This window comes from Brevibacillus sp. AF8 (genome assembly GCF_021270385.1).
Taxonomy (GTDB): Bacteria; Bacillota; Bacilli; order Brevibacillales; family Brevibacillaceae; genus Brevibacillus.
In genome coordinates this window covers 59,179-78,466 of the sequence record NZ_JAGQDN010000019.1, presented here as the reverse complement: position 1 = coordinate 78,466, position 19,288 = coordinate 59,179, and the positions used below count along the sequence as shown (strand labels likewise).

At 48.9% G+C, this 19,288-nt stretch carries 16 protein-coding genes; 13 read left to right on the top strand and 3 right to left on the bottom strand.

Annotation, left to right across the window (positions count from 1 at the left end; all coding sequences use genetic code 11):
• Window positions 1-31: 31 nt before the first annotated feature.
• A complete protein-coding gene (locus KB186_RS21500) occupies window positions 32-1,111 on the top strand; it encodes an NAD(P)H-dependent flavin oxidoreductase (protein ID WP_221869184.1) in 1,080 nt (359 codons plus the stop codon).
• A 45-nt stretch (window positions 1,112-1,156) separates the two neighbouring features.
• Complete coding sequence (gene nagA / locus KB186_RS21495) at window positions 1,157-2,326, top strand: N-acetylglucosamine-6-phosphate deacetylase (RefSeq protein ID WP_232774337.1); 1,170 nt, start codon at window positions 1,157-1,159, stop codon at window positions 2,324-2,326.
• 145 nt (window positions 2,327-2,471) lie between these two features.
• Here nagA and KB186_RS21490 read toward each other — a convergent pair whose 3' ends face one another.
• On the bottom strand, window positions 2,472-4,325 hold the full coding sequence (locus KB186_RS21490) for an SgrR family transcriptional regulator (RefSeq protein ID WP_232774336.1): 1,854 nt from the start codon (window positions 4,323-4,325) through the stop codon (window positions 2,472-2,474).
• A gap of 147 nt (window positions 4,326-4,472) precedes the next feature.
• Here KB186_RS21490 and KB186_RS21485 point away from each other — a divergent pair, with 147 nt between their 5' ends.
• The gene (locus KB186_RS21485; RefSeq protein ID WP_232774335.1) at window positions 4,473-5,693 is read left to right on the top strand and encodes an MDR family MFS transporter; all 1,221 of its coding nucleotides are present in this window, start codon (window positions 4,473-4,475) and stop codon (window positions 5,691-5,693) included.
• Between the two features lie 73 nt (window positions 5,694-5,766).
• Here KB186_RS21485 and KB186_RS21480 read toward each other — a convergent pair whose 3' ends face one another.
• Window positions 5,767-6,138 carry a VOC family protein gene (locus tag KB186_RS21480; protein WP_232774334.1) on the bottom strand — a complete coding sequence of 124 codons (372 nt, stop codon included), beginning with the start codon at window positions 6,136-6,138 and terminating at the stop codon, window positions 5,767-5,769.
• A 98-nt stretch (window positions 6,139-6,236) separates the two neighbouring features.
• Between KB186_RS21480 and KB186_RS21475 the strand changes: the two genes are divergently transcribed.
• Complete coding sequence (locus tag KB186_RS21475; protein ID WP_173611973.1) at window positions 6,237-7,163, top strand: serine/threonine protein kinase; 927 nt, start codon at window positions 6,237-6,239, stop codon at window positions 7,161-7,163.
• On the opposite strand, the gene KB186_RS21470 is transcribed toward KB186_RS21475, so the two are convergent.
• Window positions 7,144-9,180, bottom strand: a complete 2,037-nt coding sequence (locus KB186_RS21470) for a VWA domain-containing protein (protein ID WP_173611972.1) — start codon at window positions 9,178-9,180, stop codon at window positions 7,144-7,146. The genes KB186_RS21475 and KB186_RS21470 overlap by 20 nt on opposite strands.
• A 551-nt stretch (window positions 9,181-9,731) precedes the next feature.
• Between KB186_RS21470 and KB186_RS21465 the strand changes: the two genes are divergently transcribed.
• The 9 genes from KB186_RS21465 (at window position 9,732) to KB186_RS21425 (ending at window position 19,248) form a co-directional block, all read left to right on the top strand.
• Window positions 9,732-11,900, top strand: a complete 2,169-nt coding sequence (locus KB186_RS21465) for a transcriptional regulator (RefSeq protein ID WP_232774333.1) — start codon at window positions 9,732-9,734, stop codon at window positions 11,898-11,900.
• 150 nt (window positions 11,901-12,050) lie between these two features.
• Window positions 12,051-12,476: a hypothetical protein gene (locus tag KB186_RS21460; RefSeq protein WP_007728098.1), complete on the top strand. Its 426-nt coding sequence runs from the start codon at window positions 12,051-12,053 to the stop codon at window positions 12,474-12,476.
• A 102-nt stretch (window positions 12,477-12,578) separates the two neighbouring features.
• Entirely contained in the window at window positions 12,579-13,031 is a 453-nt protein-coding gene (locus KB186_RS21455) for a J domain-containing protein (protein WP_232774332.1), read from the top strand.
• Window positions 13,032-13,363: 332 nt separating this feature from the next.
• Window positions 13,364-13,918: an FHA domain-containing protein gene (locus KB186_RS21450; RefSeq protein ID WP_173611970.1), complete on the top strand. Its 555-nt coding sequence runs from the start codon at window positions 13,364-13,366 to the stop codon at window positions 13,916-13,918.
• A gap of 69 nt (window positions 13,919-13,987) precedes the next feature.
• Window positions 13,988-14,518, top strand: coding sequence for an FHA domain-containing protein (locus KB186_RS21445; RefSeq protein WP_173611969.1), 531 nt, complete (start codon window positions 13,988-13,990; stop codon window positions 14,516-14,518).
• Window positions 14,519-14,523: 5 nt separating this feature from the next.
• The gene (locus tag KB186_RS21440; RefSeq protein WP_173611968.1) at window positions 14,524-15,363 is read left to right on the top strand and encodes a PP2C family protein-serine/threonine phosphatase; all 840 of its coding nucleotides are present in this window, start codon (window positions 14,524-14,526) and stop codon (window positions 15,361-15,363) included.
• A gap of 20 nt (window positions 15,364-15,383) precedes the next feature.
• On the top strand, window positions 15,384-17,288 hold the full coding sequence (locus tag KB186_RS21435; protein ID WP_173611967.1) for a PP2C family protein-serine/threonine phosphatase: 1,905 nt from the start codon (window positions 15,384-15,386) through the stop codon (window positions 17,286-17,288).
• Window positions 17,285-18,562 (top strand): normocyte-binding protein, encoded by a 1,278-nt coding sequence (locus KB186_RS21430; protein WP_173611966.1) that lies wholly within the window; start codon window positions 17,285-17,287, stop codon window positions 18,560-18,562. The genes KB186_RS21435 and KB186_RS21430 overlap by 4 nt, the downstream gene beginning before the upstream one ends.
• Complete coding sequence (locus KB186_RS21425; RefSeq protein ID WP_173611965.1) at window positions 18,553-19,248, top strand: iron-dependent peroxidase; 696 nt, start codon at window positions 18,553-18,555, stop codon at window positions 19,246-19,248. Before KB186_RS21430 ends, KB186_RS21425 begins: the two co-directional genes overlap by 10 nt.
• Window positions 19,249-19,288: the final 40 nt, after the last annotated feature.

Sequence of the window (19,288 nt, the reverse complement as noted above, 5' to 3'; positions counted from 1 at the left end):
GTTATTCAAAAAGTGGAGGAGTGAAAAAACGATGTGGCCAAACAATCCGATCACTTCGCGTTTACATTTGAAATGGCCGATTATTCAGGCGCCAATGGCAGGGGGAGCGACCACACCTGCCCTGGTAGCCGCTGTCTCAGAAGCAGGGGGACTCGGGACGCTCGGTGCCGCATATATGTCTCCTGAGCAAATTCGTGAGGCGATCAAGTCCATTCGGGCGTTAACGGACAAACCGTTTGGCGTGAATCTGTTTATTCCCGAAGATTTCGATGCCGACCAGCCGATCGCAGAAGGCGTTGCTCAGGCAATGAATGATGTGCGAGATCGATTGGGCATTCCGCTTAACCCGCAGGTGACGCAATTTACAGAGCCGTTTGCTGAGCAGATGGCTGTCGTCCTGGAGGAACAGCCCTCCGTTTTCAGCTTTACCTTTGGTGTTCTGGATCATCGCTTGATGGCAGAGCTGAAGCAGCGGGGAATTACTGTCATTGGAACAGCGACAACCGTTCGCGAAGCGATTGCATTGGAAGCGAGTGGAGTCGATATGATTGCCGCCCAAGGCAGTGAGGCAGGCGGGCACCGTGGTTCCTTTTTGCCGGATTCACCAAGCAATATGATTGGAACAATGGCGCTCGTCCCGCAAGTCGTGGATCGGGTCAAGATTCCGGTAATCGCGGCTGGTGGGATCATGGACGGGCGTGGGATCGCAGCAGCACTTGCCCTCGGGGCACAGGCAGTGCAGCTCGGAACGGCTTTTCTGACGTGCAAGGAGAGCGGAGCACATGCCCTGCACAAGAAAGCTATTTGGGAGACGAGCGAAGAGTCCATTGTGATGACACGTGCTTTCTCTGGAAAATGGGCAAGGGGCATTCAAAATGAGTTTATGACAACGCTCGCCCCACTTGATCACGAGCTCCCGACCTATCCGGTGCAAAATGCTCTGACGAAAGACATTCGAGCCGCAGCGGGCAAGCAGCAGCAAATTGCGTACATGTCGATGTGGGCGGGGCAGGCAGCTCCACTCAGTCAGGAAATCAGCGCGAGTGAGCTCGTTGAAAAGCTGGCGGCGGAGACGACGAGAATTTGCAGCAATCTGGGGCAACCCCAGTAGAATAAATGCGCAAAGAAAGCCACGCCAAAGACGGAGGAAATCAAATTGAACCAGGAATACGCTCTCAAGGGGAAACTTGTCGCAGATGGACAGGAATTGCATGATGGTCTCGTAGTCGTGGGAAATGGAACGATCATCTATGCAGGCAAGGCTGATGAGTATGGAAAAGCTTTGCCAGATCATGTGGTGACAGTAGAGGATGGGTGGATTTGTCCCGGATTTGTCGATATGCATATGCATGGGATTGACGGATACGACACGATGGACGGGACGCCGGAATCACTTCAGGCCATCTCGACTGCACTCGCGCGACATGGGGTGACGTCTTTTTTGGCGACGACGATGACGGCTCCTTATGCTCAATTGGAGCAAGTGCTGGTAAACATCGCGCAGAACAGCAGGGAAGGGCTTCAGGGGGCACAATCGATCGGCATCCATCTGGAAGGTCCGTGGATCAACCCTCGTTACAAGGGGGCGCAAAAAGAAGAAAACATCGCGATACCCAAGCTCGATGCAGTGCAAAAGCTATACGAGCTATCAGAAGGTCTGATCAAGGTCGTGACGATTGCGCCAGAACAACCGGAAGCGCTTGAAGCGATTGCCTGGTTAAAAGAACGCGATGTCATCGTATCTGCTGGACATACAGGAGCTACGTTCGCCCAAGCGACAGAAGCGGTAGATGCGGGCGTGCGCCATTTTACCCATTGCTTCAATGCCATGACAGGGCTGCATCATCGGGAGCCAGGTGTAGTCGGTGCAGCGATGTATCACGAGCAGTTGAGCACAGAGCTGATCGCAGATGGAATCCATGTGCATCCAGCAGTCATGAAGATTTTGTATCGGGTCAAAACAGCTGAACGGCTCGCTCTCGTCAGTGATTCCATGCGGGCAGCCGCGATGGGCGAAGGGACTTATGACCTTGGGGGACAAGAGGTTCACGTCCAAGACAATCAGGCAAAGCTCGCAGATGGAACCCTTGCTGGAAGTATCCTGACGCTGAATCGAGCAGTCGGCAATATGGTGACGCTGAGCGGTGTCTCTTTGCCAGATGCAGTAGAAATGGCTTCCCTGACACCAGCAAGCATCCTTGGCTTTGGCGAGCGAAAAGGACGGTTGGCGGCAGGGTATGATGCGGATATTACGGTATTGAATACACAATTTGACGTGATCATGACTTTTGTAGCAGGTAAAGAAGTTTATCACCAGTCAAAATAGTTTCTTAATAGAAAAAAGCAGTCCAAGGTCGCTCCTGGATTGCTTTTTTGGCATGAAAGAATAAAGGTATACCCGAGGGTTGTGGTCGGGGCGGAGGCCGAAGCGTAGACTGGAAATGCACTTCTTCCCTCTCCACAGCTCCTCCTTACATCTGCTGCTGCAACGCATCCGGTTGAAACCATATTTTATGAAAGTCCAACCACCCCGACGAATTGATCGAAACACCGCGTAGTGACTTGTGGAACGACGTAAGAGTCTTTTTCTGAACCAAATACAGGACAGCATGATTTTCCTTGATCATGGCTTCGATTCTGGCGAGATGGCGTTCCCGAGCAAGCCGGTCTGGCTCCTGAAACGTCAAGCGAATCTCCTTGTTGATAGCCAAAGCCAACGATTCATCAAATGCGGGGAGAAAGTAATTTCTTTGCAAATACATTTCCAGCTCGCTGATTTGATCGCTGCTAAACACATTGCCGTACAGTTGGCAGTCATGTTCGGGCAAACATTCGCGATTCGAAAATTCCCATGGTTCTCTCACATCGACTTCCAGATGTATGCCATAATTGCCGCATCGTTGTTGAATCCATAGCGCATCCTCTTCATGGTAGGCTGTGGTCACGAGTCGCAGTGTTTCTCCCAGATAGCCGCTTTCCTGTAGCAGGGACATGATTTTCGCATGGCAGAGCTGCTCGTTCTCTCTCGCTCTTACCTCCCTTAAAACAGGGTGATATGTGCGGAAGCCTTTTGCCGGGTAGATGCGATCACCGCCTAAATCGGCAATCATTTGATCCCGATCAATCAGCTGATCAAGCGCTTGACGGAACTTGAAATGATTGTGCGGACCGCTCTTCCACTGGTTAAAAACAAGCAAATTACAGCAGGAAAAAAATGCCTCCGTATCGTACCAGTCCTGACCCCCCTGAATGACTGCCTCCTTCAATGCTAGCGCTTTCGACTGAACCCCGTGCGACACCATCACAGACGCCCAATTTGGTTCTTTTAGGCGCCCCATGTCCAACTCGGGGAAGATCAAAATTTCCACACGATCCAACTGCGGTCTCCCCAGAAAATGAGCAGGAAATGCCTCAAGAATACAGATCCCCTCGTTTAGGCGGACCAGTTGAAAGGGGCCTGTTCCGATTGGCTTTTCTCCAAAACCTTTCTCATCCTGCTGAACGATTTCTTCTGGAACAATGCTTGCGGGTATCGTCGCCAACAGCCTCAGAAGCAAGTAATTCGGTTCTTTAAGCAGGATGCGCACGGTTCTGTCATCAATGGCGATGAGCTGATCTATGTCACGAAACATCCAGCTTGCCTCAAACGTGTCTGGATGCAAACGAAGCCGATTCAGGGAAAAAACAACATCATGAGCAGTCAGTTCCCGTCCGTGATGAAACTGCACGTTCTTTTTTAAATAAAAGGTCCATGCTGTTGCATCTGGACTGCTTTCCCACGAGTGAGCGATAGAGGGCAAAATAGACCGACTGTTCTGATCATAATGGACGAGTGTATTGAAAATTTGTCCCGCAAGATGTGCATCGAAGTGGTAGTAAACCAGACCTGGGTCCAGCGTCACAATCGTGCGGTATACCGGAAAGCGGATGATATCTTGGGTACGATTCGATACCGAGTAGCTGGAGAAGCCCATTCCTTCCGAGAGCCAATCCATGATCTGGTCTTTGACGGCTGCTTTGCCGTAGCGATTCATGAGCTCCATCGCTTCTTTGACGTCGCCTTTGTCTATCTGCAGCTTGACCTCGGCGAGGAGGATTTCATCGGAATCAGCATAAAGCGTCATGACCGAGACATTCCCGCGTCCGCGTCCCGCCTTCCATTCGACCCAATCCAGATCGACTAGCTTACGGACAATCAGCTTGGCGTAGCGAGGCGTACAGTGCCAAATTCCTGCCAGCTTTTCGATGGTGACAGGGAACGGTTTCCCGATTTCTTCTTGATGAAAAAACGAACGAAGCTCTAGAAAATGCAGAACGGTAACCATGCTGGCCCCCATTTCTCAAATAAAATACATACTTTAAAAGGTGATCGGATTCACTTAAACCGAACCCTTTTTCCTCTTTTTCTAGTTCCATATACTGAAGATAACACGAGAGATAACAAACGGGAATGGGAAAGAGAGATGGGGAGAATGAGATTTCATCCGGTGGCATGGGGTGTCATTATCGGAACATTTTTGTCACGCACTGGTTTTTTTATGACGCTTCCGTTTTTGGGGATTTATTTAGGAAAGGTAAAAGGAATTGATCCTGCGATCGTCGGTTCGATCCTCGCACTCAGCTTGCTGGTTGGCACAATTAGCAGCTTTGCTGGGGGAGCACTGTCAGATCGATTGGGCAGATATCCAGTGATGATCACTGCGATGGGAGCTTGGAGCATCGTCTTGATCGGATACGTTTTTGCGACGGAGACGTGGATGTTCTTTGTTCTAAGTGCTTGTAACGGTCTTTTTCGAAACGTATTTGAGCCAACGGCCCGTGCCCTGCTGGCGGATGTCACGTCGGATGATCAGCGGGCAGCTGTTTTCAACGCCAGATATTTCGCGATCAACCTGGGTGGAGCAATCGGTCCGTTAATCGGTTTGCAACTGGGAGCAGGAAGCACATCCTTGTTGCCGTTCCTCGTTACAGCCATCATTTTTGCCGTGTACGCAGCTGTGCTGGTGGTATTTATGATCATGTTCAAGGAACAGTGGAAGCAGGATATGGCTGCTAATCCGGTCACCATGAATCAGATGGCACGCATTGTATTTACGGACAAAGTATTTCTTTACTTGCTGCTCGGGAATTTGTTCGTTGCCGGTGCCTACTCGCATCTGGACACCACACTCTCCCTGTACATTGGGCATGATCGGATAGAGGCGTATTCCTTTTTATTTGTAGTGAACACCATCTCCGTTTTAGCGCTTCAATATCCGCTCGCCAAGTTTATGAAGCGGTACTCCTCGATGACTGCATTGAAGCTGGGCTGTCTATTGTTTGGGCTGGGGCTGTTCGGTTTCGGGCTATTTACGAATTTGTTTTGGCTCTCTGTGTCGATGGTGGTGTTTACGATCGGTGAAATCTTGTGCTTTGTCGTTGGAGATATCCTGATCGGGGAGATTGCTCCTCAGCATTTGCGTGGAGCGTATTACGGCGCCAGCGGCTTTGCCTTCCTTGGACAGAGTGTTTGTGCGTGGATTGGTGGCGTGTTGCTCCAGGTACTCGGATTTGGACAAGGGTCGCTCATCTTCGCGATCCTCATGCTGTTGACCTTTATCGCGCTTCCGTTCTATCAACGCGGCCAGTATTTATGGGAACAGCAGCAACAGCAAAGAAAAAGCTGCGAAAAATCTTCTCAAGCTATCATTTGAATAGGGTGCAAAACATCGAAAAGAAGCACGCTGTTGACGCATGCTTCTTTTTCTTTTTTCTATATCCAACTGACTAGTTGTTCTTTTGAATGACTCCCCACATGTTTCCGCTCGGGTCAAAAAACTTGAGCACCCATCCGAAGCCATCGTTTTGGTAGTGGGTAATCGAGACTTCATGGGCCTGCAAATAATCATGGAGTGCATGGACATCGGAAGTGGTGTACAAAAAGACAGGCATGGGTTGATGATGAACGGTAAAGGTTGTGGACGTCTGCTCATCGGTTTCCCATATCATCAAGGTGGGTCCCGCGGACAGGGCAAGAAAAGCGGAAGTACGATACCGCGCCTGCAAGGAAAAGCCAAGGTGATTGCAGTACCAGACAATGGCCTCTTCCAAATTTTTTACGGGAACTTGTACGTGAAGCAACGATTCCAAATGTGCCATGATCTATCATTCCCCTCTCCATTCTTATTCTTTATATTGCCAGAATCCCCCATCTTTCGTTATCATTTTTTGAGAGGAAAGATAGGGGAGGCCATGACATGGGACAGGTAGAACGGGAAAGAGGTCTGAAAAAAGGCACGATCCTGCAAAAAGCTTATCGGATCAAAAAGACCATTTCCACAAGTGAGCTGTCGAATGTGTATGTGGTCTACCATATGAAAAGCAAGCGGACACTTATTCTCAAAGAGTTTTTCCCTCAAGCATTGGCGATGCGAGATTTGGATCACGTGAAGGTCATTTGTCGCAGACCAACGTTAAAAAACAAATTCGACATGTTGCTAGACAGCTTTTGGCAAGAGGCGTCCCTGCACAAGGAACTGAATCATCCCAATATCATCGGATACATCGACCATTTTGCGGAAAATGGCACAGGTTATCTCGTCGTGGACTATTGCAAAGGAAAGACGCTGGATGAGTATGTACTCGCCCAAACTGAGCTTGATCTGGGAGCATTTTTGCATCAGACGGTACTTCCGGTATTTGACGGATTAGACTATTTGCACAAAAAAGGCATTATTCATCGCGATATCAAGCCCAAAAATATCCTGGTCACTGAAGCTGGCCATCCTGTGCTGATCGATTTTGGCTCCGCGATCTACTTCGAGAGTGATGAACCCAAGCCGATTGTGACGACAGAAGGATATTCACCGCTTGAGTTTTACTCGGGTCAATCCAAGCAAGGAGTAGTCTCCGATATTTACAGCCTGGCTGCCACCCTGTATTACTGTCTGACCAAAGAGCGTCCCGTTGAAGTGGCGGCAAGAGTCATTGAGGATACCTTGCCAGCGATTCGAACACGGAACCCTGATGTTCCGCTGCTGCTGGCGAATGTCATTATGTGGGGATTGGCCGTCGACTCGAAAAAAAGATGCCCCACCCTCAAGCTGTTTGCGACAGCGATTCGTGCGGAGCATCTGATTTGGAAGGGAAAGGCGCGCTTCTCTCTTAGGAAGCTTCCTCATTAGACGACGATTTCTTAAAGCGAATTTCGATCTCGGTCATCCGATCCTCAAAGGTCACATACACCTTGTCGTTGTATTGGAGGACGAGCTTTTTATGCCGGGGCATGGTTTCTTTGCCCCGTTCAATTGTGCAGTGACTATGATTGACCAAGAGGAGCGTCTGATTTTTTCCCGGCTGGAAGTAAATCTTCTGCGCTTCGGGCAAATGCTCATTCACATCCAAACTGGTGAACAGCTCCTGCAACGTGATCCGCTGCTTCTTGCCAAAGGAGGCGAGAGGCCAAAACTTGACAGGGATGTCATTGCCGCTTGCCGTGTGCAGGAAATAACCCTCCAGGCGACCCACAAACGCAGGCTTGGGACGTGTAAGCAAGTAAACACCGTAGCCAATCGCAGCTACGAGCAACACAATCATGCCGATGGTGATGTAGCGATCCCATACCGAGTGTACGGTAATGACCAGTGGGCCTGTGACACTTGCTCCTTCTGCATCTGTGGCGGTGATGGTGATTTCTGATGTACCGCTTTTCTCGGGTGTCAGCTTCAGAGCCGCGTCTTGAATCGTAGCGACAAATCGTTCTTCGGGATCAGCGGTGACGATGGTATAGGTCAGCTTGTCGTTATTGGCGTCCGTGAAGAACGAACCCAAATCGATAGCCTGCTCACCGTTTTCCTTCTCGATTGTCAAGGTATTGACCGAAGCAGCAACTGGCGAGATATTCGTAATGTCATAAACGCTCGTAGCCGTTTCGCGATAAAAGTCCGGGCCGTTCATAAAGATTTTCCACTGGTACTTGCCCGTGTGAGGGAAGACGTAGTCGACCGTAAAGCTATCGCCAAGATTCTTCATCGGGACCTTTTCTTCTTTTTTCCCCACGAGATCGTTTACGATCAGTTCTGCTTGCATGGATGCGTACACATCCTTGTCATCCAGTCGTCCCTCCAGATGGTTCAGATAGGTAGTAAACGTGGCAGGAATCCCCTTGATAACAGGTTCAGGCTTGACCTCCACACCAGCCATCAAGCTGTAATTCCCCAGTAAGTTGATCTTCACCAAATCCCCGGGTTTGCCTCTAAATTTAACGAGATAGTTCCCCTTCTTCGGCTTTTCTATTTTCATCAGCGAGTATTTTTTTGATTTCATAAAATGGACATTCTGCGATTGATAGTACACTTGCGATTCCAACAGCGGATTGTTGGACAACAGGATAATGTTTGCTTCCTGCATGCTAGAGTTAGGAATGGTTACGGTCACTTCCTGCAAGCCGCCGGTCGCTGTCATGGCTGCCACCGAAACGAGCTGAGATTGAATATGCTTGGCAAAAATCTGATTGAAGATTTCAGGCAGATCATCCGTACTTTGTGTGACAAAGGAAGTTCCGCCTGTTGCCTCAGCGATTTTTTTCAATTGTTCCTTCTGGACGGAGCCATCGCTATTGAGACCAATCGTATAGATCGGATAGCCTTGCGCTTTTGCCTTCGAGATAGCTGTCTCCACATCCTTGTTGGATGCTGCCACACTCCTGCCACCCGCGTTTTGCCGCAAATCTGTTCCCCCGTCTGACAAAAGGATCAAAAATGGCTTGCGAGCCGGGTCCTTTGCTTTTTCAATCATCTCTGCCCCTCTGCGCAAACCGAGTCCCAAATCCGAATACCCAGAGTAACGCAACCCTTGAATGGTTCGCTTGAGCTGTTCCCGATCTCTTGCTTCGGCCATGCTCGCTGGAGACTGAGCTTGTACAATTCGATCATTATAGGCAACAAAGCCAATGCGGGTACGCGTGGCTTCGCTCATATCAATGAACATACTCATGACCTCTGCGGCTGTTTTGCCAGGGTCCGTTTTGTTCATGGAATTACTCGTATCAACGACAAAGACCGCGTCTACTCCGGCATCTGCTGTTCCATTTGCCCCAGCAGTTAGTGGGGCGGACAAGAAGAGCATGGGGAGGAGCAGTCCAATGACCACCATTCGGAAAAGTGGCGGCATAGAGACGGTTGACTGACGATTTTTGTACATACATTCACCTTTTTTCTGAAAAAAATTTTAAAAAAGTTCATGACTTACTAAAATGGGACGATTTACCTATAAATGGTTGTTCGTATAAAAGATCGGTTTCTTATTGCCGATGTATATAAAAGTTAATTGCACCCATTTTTGTAAATATGAGGTGAATGTATAATCCTCCCCAGCGGCAACTAGGGAGAATTATCTATCAGTCCTTGTGCTTCTTTCCTAGTAAGAGAGTGGACAAGGCGAGGCTTATCCCTATTTTTTCGAAGACCTAGGAAAGGAGACTCTGTGTCTTCAGCATAAAACGGGAATCCAAGAAAAGGAAGATTTGTGGAATAAAATGGGTCTAAATACTGAGAATGGTCGTGCAGGTATAGGAAAATTGTCACAATCTGCGGAATGTTGACAAATAATGCGGGCAAAGTTTAATTTAGAGGCAAGATTTTTTGTTTGTTTTTGGTATAAATGTCACGATTTGTATTTCTATTCATGAAGTAGGACTCATCATTTATCAAGTAGGACTAAGTGGTTATGCAGACAACAGAAAGGGGCCATTTATGGACATTATTAACCAGACCAACCGAACCATGCTGTTCGAAGAGATCAACCCGGAAAAATTGGACCTGATCACTATTGTTGGAGATGTAAAAGGAATCGACAGTCTCAGCGACGACAAGATCAAGGAGATCAACGAGCATCTTCTCGTGCGCAGCTTCGATGAGTTTTTGGACAAGTTCTCCCCGAGTGTGTATTCGTTCTACAATGCAGCGAACCAAAAAGTGATGTACACCTTGAAAAAGCCTGACGGAATTGCAGAGGATGCGATTTCTGAAATCAAGATCGATCAGAGCAATGACTTCTTGAAAATGCTGTTTACCCTGATTGATACGAAGCGCAGCCAAGGGATCACCAACGTGGATTTCAAATTCGAGAATTTGCTCGATATGATTTCCCCGAAAAAAGTGATGGATGACATCCGTCAGGTGCGCAAAGAGATTCACTACTTGTACGGCCATTATGAAAAGCTCGATGATGGCGATCCGAAGAAGCTCGATCTCGGTGACAAGCTGAACACGATGTTCGAGGATGCGAGCAAAAACTACAACAACGTCATGGCGATGCTGCCGCTGGCGATTGAAGATATCAAAACACGACTGCTCTTGGGTGGCGCTCAAGAGGAGAACCAATCCGAAGCGATTCAGATCGGGATGCTGACGATTGGGGAAGACGGAGAACTGAAGATCATCGAGGCACCAAAGAGTGACAGCCGCGAGCTGATGGTTCTCGATGAAAACAGCGGAAACGGACTGATGAACGTTTTCGAAGAGGATTACGAGTCGATCACAGAGACGCCATCCTCTTATGTAAAAGATCTCGTGGTGCGCACCTTCTGCCCGCTGCCTACGGTACATACCGAAGTCAACATTGAGACAGAAGTACAGAACTACAATACGTATCTGGAGTTTTACAAAAACGCCAAGGACGACTTCGTAAAAACGGTGAAGCCTTTGGTTGAGAAAATTTTGGGCGTGAAGATGTTCTTCGATCAATACGTGACCAAGAACAAAGGCATGCAGCCAGCGATGCTGATCACGAATACGAAGCTCGACATGCTCGTGAAGTCCAGCAACATTCCACGTCTGGAGACATACCTGAACACGGTCAACGCGAAAAACGACTTCACGGATACCATCTGGTTCGGAATCGTTCCATCTGTGGATATGGATTCTGCGGGAAAAGCAAAAGTGACTCGCGAGCGTTTCCGTGGGAACGAAAAAGTCGTCAAGCAGGACGGCAATACGATGGAATCGCTCACCATGCTGCTTCAAGTCGTCAAGGACTTCAAGGTGCAAGTGTTCTTCAGCTTCAGTACAGGTGAAGAAACGACCTTCAACAGCATGGCGACAGCGGGCATTGATAAATATATCGACAAGTGCGGAATCCTGGTACGCAAAGAATTCAGTGAATTCGCTATCCCATGCATTCCGAACTTCACGATTATTCCGAAAGATAAATCAGGAGTTGTCATCGACAGCAGAATGCTGCAAACCGAAGACGGCGTGAAGCTGTCCCAGGAAAAAGAAGACATCCTGAAGCTGTGGATCGAGGGTGTCTATGTTGGTGCCAGCTATGTAGCTGCTGGTGTCGTGGCAGCGTACCAGTGTCCAGAGTACTTGCGCGAAACATTCAAAGTGGTTAGCCGCGAGTATCCGGGTGTGCGCTTTGACATCGAAGCAGGTGAAAACGGACTGCGCGCTGTTACCACAATGGCCAAAGAAATCTCAGGCTTCACCAACAACATCAAAGATTCCATCAACCGCAAAAACTTTGGATTCGTCTTCTCTTCGGAAAATGCACAAATCCAAGGCAAAGACATCAAGCGCATTACGGTGTACAAGGCACGCAGCCTCGCTATGGCAGAGGACGGCTTTGATTCCATCTACAAAACACTTGTCAGCACCTATATCGAGCGGATTCTCCGCTTCCAGACGGGTGATTTCAAACACGATAACATCGTGAAGTTCTTCAGTAACAATCCGAGCAGCCAAAAAAGCAAATGGCTGGGCACGCGTGGCTTCGTGAACTCCATCATTCAAGATGGCGATGATATGAGCTACATCATCGATGACAAGAGCAATCTGTGCCATATCGATTTGGTGTTCAACGGCAATGTGAAAAACCTGGAGGTCACCATCACCAAAGGAACGACTCCGGTCAAGGCATAGCATCGATCCCCTGGAGAGCTGTTTATGAAACTTTTTGACACATTACGCAGGTGGTTTGAGGTGTGTTTCCCAAAACGCACCCTTACACATAAGCCTCGAAGCCAATCAGGTACTTCGAGAGCAAGATTTCATTTCAAGGAGGTTTTATTCATGGGTTTTCGACTCAAAGTAGAAGGTTCTGAAACAATTGAGCTGGGCATGGACAACATCCAAACAGTGAAGTACGACACTGACACGCCAGACGATTCCAACGCGCGCTCCACAGATGTGGGTGCAACACTGAAACTGACTGGCAAAATCATCACTGCAACTGATGGTGACAGTGCGGATGACACCATGAAGCTGGCTCTCTGGTCTTTGGTACCAGCAGAAAAAGCGGATTGCTACCGCAAAGTAACACTGGAAGTAATCGCTGCTGATCAAGTGATCCGCAAAATCTACTTCCCGAACGCATTCGTAGTAGATTACAACGAGAGCTTCGGTGATACCGAGGGTGTAGGAACATTCAGCATCTTCATCAAGCAAAAGAAAGACAAAACCGAACTCACCAAAATCGAAGGCGGCTACGCTGTTTAGGTTTTGGGAGAAGTAAGGTAGGAAGAGCCGTACCTCGAAAGCCGTGTTCGAGGTACGGCTCTACAAAATAACCAAAATCATTGCCAGACAGAGGGTGCGCGCATGAAAAATTATTACGAGATTCTGGGGCTAACCAAACAGGCTTCCACGAATGACATCAAAAAAGCATACCGTCAACTGGCAAAGCAGCATCATCCGGATGTCAATGCCGGGAGCAGTGAGTCAGAACGAATTTTTAAAGAAATTACCGAGGCCTATCAGACATTGCAGGACCCGGCCTTGCGCGAGGCGTACGACGCACGTTACGAAGCTTTTCAGCAGAAGAAACAACAAACTGGTGGTCATACAAGCAGTACAAAACAAGGACAAAGCAAACAGCAAGCGCAGTCTGCACCGGGTGTAAACTTCGAAGATTTGGGGAGCACCTTTGAACGATTTTTTGGGTTTCATCCGAAGACAGGCGAGATTAATCCAAACACCATGAAATCCGAGAAGAAAAATCCACTGGATACAACGGATATGTTTGAACAGTTTTTCCGCATGAAGAAAAAATAAGAGGGAAAAATCGGGCTTGGATGACAGCTCTTTCATGACATAGAGGTAGTAGCAACCTGCTCCTGTCTTTGGATGGATGTCCATACATACACCATTCGCCCAAAGCTTGGAGCATTTTTCTTAAGAGGAAGTTCAAAAATTCGTCTTTTGATCACGAAGTCATTCTCGAAGTTCATTCGGCATCGAAATTTACGTTCACCTTTGAAGTCCGGTGCTCATGTAGGTCCCCTACACTGCGCTCCTCCTTCTTCAGGTTCACGTAACTTTCTCGGTGCTGAAAAGACAAATTTTTGAACAAGAGCATGTTGAGGTAGTTGATTGGGGGTAAAAATGTGGCGAAGAAAAAAGGGTACCAAAAGTCCGTCAGAGTGAAGCTCATAGAGTTGCTGATTTCCATTCTTGTGATTTGTGCACTTATTTATGTCTTTGGTTATACGGACAGCAACGCTCTGAAAATCTTTACAGGAATTGCCTTCGGACTCTTTTTGTTCGGGGTCATTATCGTCAGATTCGGAAGCCCCGACGAACCGGCGCCAAAAAAAGAGGATGGCGTCACCAAACTGGTTTTATTGGATGAAGAGGGAGAGAGCGTGAAGGAGTGGTTCATCCAAGGGGAGACATCCCTTTTGATCGGCAAAAGCTCTGCGCAAAACGAGGTCGACATCGACTTGGCGGACGCGGAATACGCCGCTTTGATCAGCAAGCAGCATGCGGTTCTGAATCAAGCGTCTGGGGACTGGTTCATCGAGGATATTCATTCCAAAAACGGCACAGGCATCAAGCAGCCGAACAAACGCGACAAGAGCAAGCTGGAGATTGAACAGCCGCATAAAGTGAAGGCTGGCGACATCATTTACATAGCTAATACCCGCTTGTTGCTGAAATAACAACGGGAGAAACATCGCTTTTACACATACATATCGTCCTTGCACGGAACGAAACGGGGGAGCAGAAGAATGAGTTTGACAAGATGCGCGAATGGTCACATGTTTAGCACCAGAAAACACGGAAGCACCTGCCCTTATTGCAGTATGGTCGTTGAGCCTGGGGCGAAACCGGACAACAAAGCACCAGCGAGAGTGGCAGACGACGATAAGACGATGCCGTATCTAGGGGAAACAGAAGGAATTGAGCCTGTTACCGGATGGCTGGTATGTATTGAGGGGCCGCAACAAGGTCAAGATTACCGCATTATGGCAGAGAAGAACTTCATCGGTCGCGCAGAGGATATGCATATCCGAATCGTCGGGGACAACGCGATCTCCCGCCGCAATCATGCGGTGATTGTCTACGATCCGAAAAAACGCAACTTTTACTTGCTCCCGGGCGATGCGTCGGGGCTTGCTTATCATAACAATGAAGCGGTGTACACGCCAGTTGAGCTTACTGCGTACGATGTGCTTCAGCTCGGAAAGAGTACCTTTATATTCATCCCGCTATGCGGTGTTCACTTCGAGTGGGACAACTCCAACAAAGGCAAGGAATGATGAGCATGTTTCAACAGGGCGCAATCCCGTATCTGGTCGTCCTTGGCGTGATCATTGCCATTACTCTTTTGTTTCGTCTGCGTGCAGCTTTGATCCGGCAAGAAATGAATCCCGTCATCCAGATCGGAAATGGACAGACGATCGGCAGACGAGAAGAACAGGATGATTACTTTTCGACAGCAACATCGTCTCATGGGACGATTGCAGTCTTGGCTGATGGAATCAGTGGACTGGCTAACGGCAGACTTGCTTCAACACTTGCCGTGACTACATTTATCCGTGAGTTTACAAAGCTGGACAACCCGAAGCATTTGTCCCTCTTCTTTTCCCGGGCCGCTTCTCTTGCCAATTCGGAGATTTTGCAGGCGCTGAGAGGAAGTCGGGGTGGGACTACACTGGTCGCTGGCGTAATCGTAGAGGACAAGCTGTATTGGGGAGCGGTTGGAGACAGTATCATTACCGTTTTCCGGAATGGAGAATTCATCTCGATCAATCAAAAAGACATTTATGAGTCGGTGCTGGAGGCTCGTTTTCTGTCCGGCGAGATTACGAAGGACGAGGCATTGGACCATCCGCAGAAAAAACAGCTAATCAACTACTTGGGCTACGATAACTTTCAAAATATCGAAATTGGTCGTGAGCCGTTTCCGCTTGAGAAGGGAGACAAGGTCATCCTCTGTAGTGACGGCGTTTACGATACGTTAACTGAGATGGAGCTGGAGCAGATTTTGTTCCAAAATATCGCTGCCCATGACGCGGCTGACCAAATCATTGAAGCGGTGGAAAGCAAGCAAAAAGCCAATCAGGACAACGCAACCATTCTCATCCTGGAAAAAGGCTGGTAACGGGGGAGCGGGTAGTACGAATGAGAAAGGACAACAGTGAATTCATTACCGGGTTTCTATCCGAATCAGGCAGCTTCGTTCGCAACAAGGATTACTTTGCCTACACGGAGCTGGATGATATCGCGTGCTGGGTAATCGCCCGCGGATTGGACAATGATCAGGAAGTAGAAAGTGCGGAGTTGGCGGCCAAAAGCGTTCTGGGCTACTTTTTGCAGAAGCCATCCATTTCGCGTTATCGCATACGCCGCTATTTGCAGGAAGCCCATCGTGTCCTGCAAGCCGAGAGCCATCGCGTCAGGCTAAAAGCGAGCTTGACCGTAGTCGTAACGGACTATGCCAGAGTGAGGTATGGGGTCGCTGGTAACACCCGACTGTATCAGTTTCGCAATGGCCGATTGCAATGGCAGAGCAAGGATCAGAGTCTTGCCCAACAGATGGTGGATGGGGAGGAAATCGCAGAGGACGCGCTTGATCAGCACGAAGAGCGACATAATCTCTTGAGCTATTTGGGGACACCCAATGAATTTCGTCCGTTTGTCTCCAAAAAGTTTCCGCTCTATGACGGTGATGTTTTTCTACTTGCCACCCCCGGTCTGTGGGAGAAAGTAAATCCGGCCGAAATGCAGGACGGGCTTCAAGAGGCGAAAGATCCTGAAGCCTGGATCGATACGCTAGAAGATGTGCTTTTGAGCAAGCAAGAGCATGTCGTTCAAAACTACACGGCAGCCGCTATTTTTGCGAACAAAATTTTTAAGACAGACCCACAAAAAAAATGGCGAATTATCAAACGGGTGGCACTCATCCTTCTCGTGCTTGCCTTGGCTGGAGGCGGAGCTCTGCTGTACAAGATGAAGGAAGCGGAGCGCATCGCGGATGCTGCGACAGGGATGTTTGAGTATGAAACAGCCGGAGACGCTTTCATTGCGGAGGGAGATTATCCGAAGGCACTCAAGGCGTACAGCGATGCCAGAAATGCCGCAAATATCGTGAAAAACAAAGTTCAGGCTGCCCTCTTGGCCAAAAAGATCCGCATTACACAGTTGATCGTGGATGGAGATACGGCTGTAAAGGATGAGCAGTACGCCAAAGCATTGGATAAGTACGACAAGGCGCTCAAGGAAATGAAAGGGCGCGATGATTTTAACGAACCGGAGATTTTGGAGAAAAAAGAAAAGACGCAATCGTATGTGCTCGTCATGCAGTGGAAAAAGGAAGGCGATCTCTTGTTTGAGGCACAGGATTACGCTGGTGCGGAGGCCTATTACCAAAAGGCGCGCAAGCTGGCGTTGGAAACGTCCTTTGTGACAGGAGAAAAGGAGCTTCGCACCAAGCTGGACGAGGTAGCTTCCAAAAAGACCGGAATCGATAAGGAAAAGAAGACGCTTGATGGCGACAAGCTGGAGAAGCAAGGCGACGAGAGCTATGCGGCGCAAGACTTCGAGGGAGCGATCCAATCATATACGATGGCCCAGGAAATTTATCAGGAGATTGGTGTGCTGGAAAAAGTTTTGGCGATGGAGCGCAAGGTGACAAAGGCAGAGGAGAAGCTAAATCCTCCTGCTGCTCCGCCGTCGGCAGGTGCGTCAGCAGGACAGCCACCTGTGCAAGGGACGAGTGCTGCGAGTCAACCAACGGCAGTTCCGGTGAATCAAACGGCACCAGTTAACCAGACGGCTCCCGTAAATCAGACGGCACCGGTGAATCAGACGGCACCGAATAACCAAACGCCCTCGGTTAACCAGACAGTCCCAGTAAATCCGGCGGCTCCAACGTACCAGCCAGTTCAGGCGCCTCCAGTAGTGCCGACCAATCAAGCAGTTCCGCCAGCCGCGACAGCTCCGGCGACTCAGCCAGTTCAGCCACCGCAAGCTAATCCACCAGCTACAGCCAATCCGACACAGGAGGAGGCAGCGAAAACGCCATGAAAGAGATCGTACTGGATCGTTTGAACAAAATGGAGGAGCTGGAGCAGCGCAGGTTGCTCAAGCAGATCATGAACGGCGTCTTCCTCAACCTGGTCGAGTATCAGGAGGAGATGCAGAAAAAGCTGGAGGAGCGTGTTTTTACCGAGATCGAGGACAAGGAAGATAAGCACGACATCTATGTGACCCTCTGCCATCGCGATGACTTTGACCCGATCCATGAGTATTTGTACCCGATGATCCCTGGTGATGAAGAAAAGAAAATATGTGATCGCAAAGAGTTGGCGGTCAAGCTCAGCAACCGGGAAGAAGCGGTCATGATGACGATCTTTTTAGAGTGTGAGTACGACAAGATACAGGCGCTGATAATGAGCAAGCGGACCTTCAAGGGGCGTTTGAACACGGGGGGCAACCACTATCCAATCGAGGTACGCCTCCAACAAAGTCGTGTGTATATGGATGAGCTGGAAAAGCTGTACAACATGTTTCAAAAGAACGGGATGCCGTGGAAAACGGTGAATCACCCTTACGCGAGCAAGTTTTTCGATGTCATTTTGGTTGCCTGTGAGGGCACGTTTACAGAAGACGAAGAGATACTGGAAATGTCGATTACCCTCGATGAGTGGGAGCCTTACAAAAAGCTGGATGTGATCCCGTTGTGGAACATCGAACGTTTGGCTTTAAAAAACATCGGCTTTCCCGTACCTGCCATTGACCGGGTGAACTTCGAGCATGTTCTGTCGTTACGCAAGACAGGCAGCGAGCACGGGTATTTGGTGGATGGAGATGAAGAGCTGATTCGCTATATCAAGCGGTCACCGGAAGAGCTGACGATTGTCTCACCTCAGGAGAAGTCGGGAGTTTGGAACGTATGCAAAATTACGCAGCCTGTCACGACCCGCATCGGAAGACTCGATTACGAATTGGTATCCAATCGTCGCAAAAACAGCTTTATTGGGAGCTATGCGAGGAAGCAAGCGATGACTGTCCGGGCCAAAGGAGAGATTATCCGAATCGTCCATTCCTTTGAGGCTGCTGAGCAGCTGGAGCTAGTGAATGTGGAGATCCGGGACAAAAACAATCGGCCTTCAGCCACATACGGTTTGAATCCGTTCATTAGCGATAACGTCCGCGTAGAAAACGACAAGAAGATCATGGCTCTCGGCTTTCGGAGACGCGGGGCGAACAGCTTTATTCTCCAAGACATGATGAGCTTTCTCGTCTCCGAGGTTCAGATGTATTTTCCGGAATACAAATGTGAAGGAGAATGGGCTTGAATTACATCTGGGATTTGGTTATTCGTGCAAAACGCGCCGGGATCGCCAAAAAAGACATCCAGTTCAAAGCGGCCAAAGTGTATTCGCCCTACATGGAGCTGAGTCATGAGGCCATCAACGCCAAAATGGTGGAAAAGACAGTAGAGGTGAATCCGTACTACCGCTTCGACGATATTTTCCGTGACCTTTTTGATGCCAATTACGCGGACGATGCAGAGCTTCGGCATACCTTGTTTGATATCATCATCCATTTGCTGGCCGAGATCGATCTGTCGCAAGGGATGAACAAGCGTGAATACCACATCCGCTTTGTATTGCGCGATTTGGAAGCGGGGCTGTTCGGCAGTCGGGTACAGGAAAATATCCGACTTTTTACCAAAGAGGAGCGAGAGATTATCGCAGGCAATATTTTGCGCTTGTATGAGACTGGCGAAGCGGTGTACCTGCTCAAGGATACGATGCGCAAAATTTTCTCTCACTCCACCATTTACGCCAATTGCGAAGAAAAAGACGAGCTGCTGATTTACGTCGGGCAGTCGGAGAGTGAAACCGCACATGCCAAGCTCGCTTTAATCAAGGATATTTTCCTGCCAGTTCGGTTCCATACAGAGATTTATTGGCGAAATCATTTCGGCATTTTGGATGTCGAGGAAACGATGCTAATCGACAGTGTTGCACTGTACTAGAGGGTTTTGACCGATTGACCCCAACAAAAGGTCGGGAGAG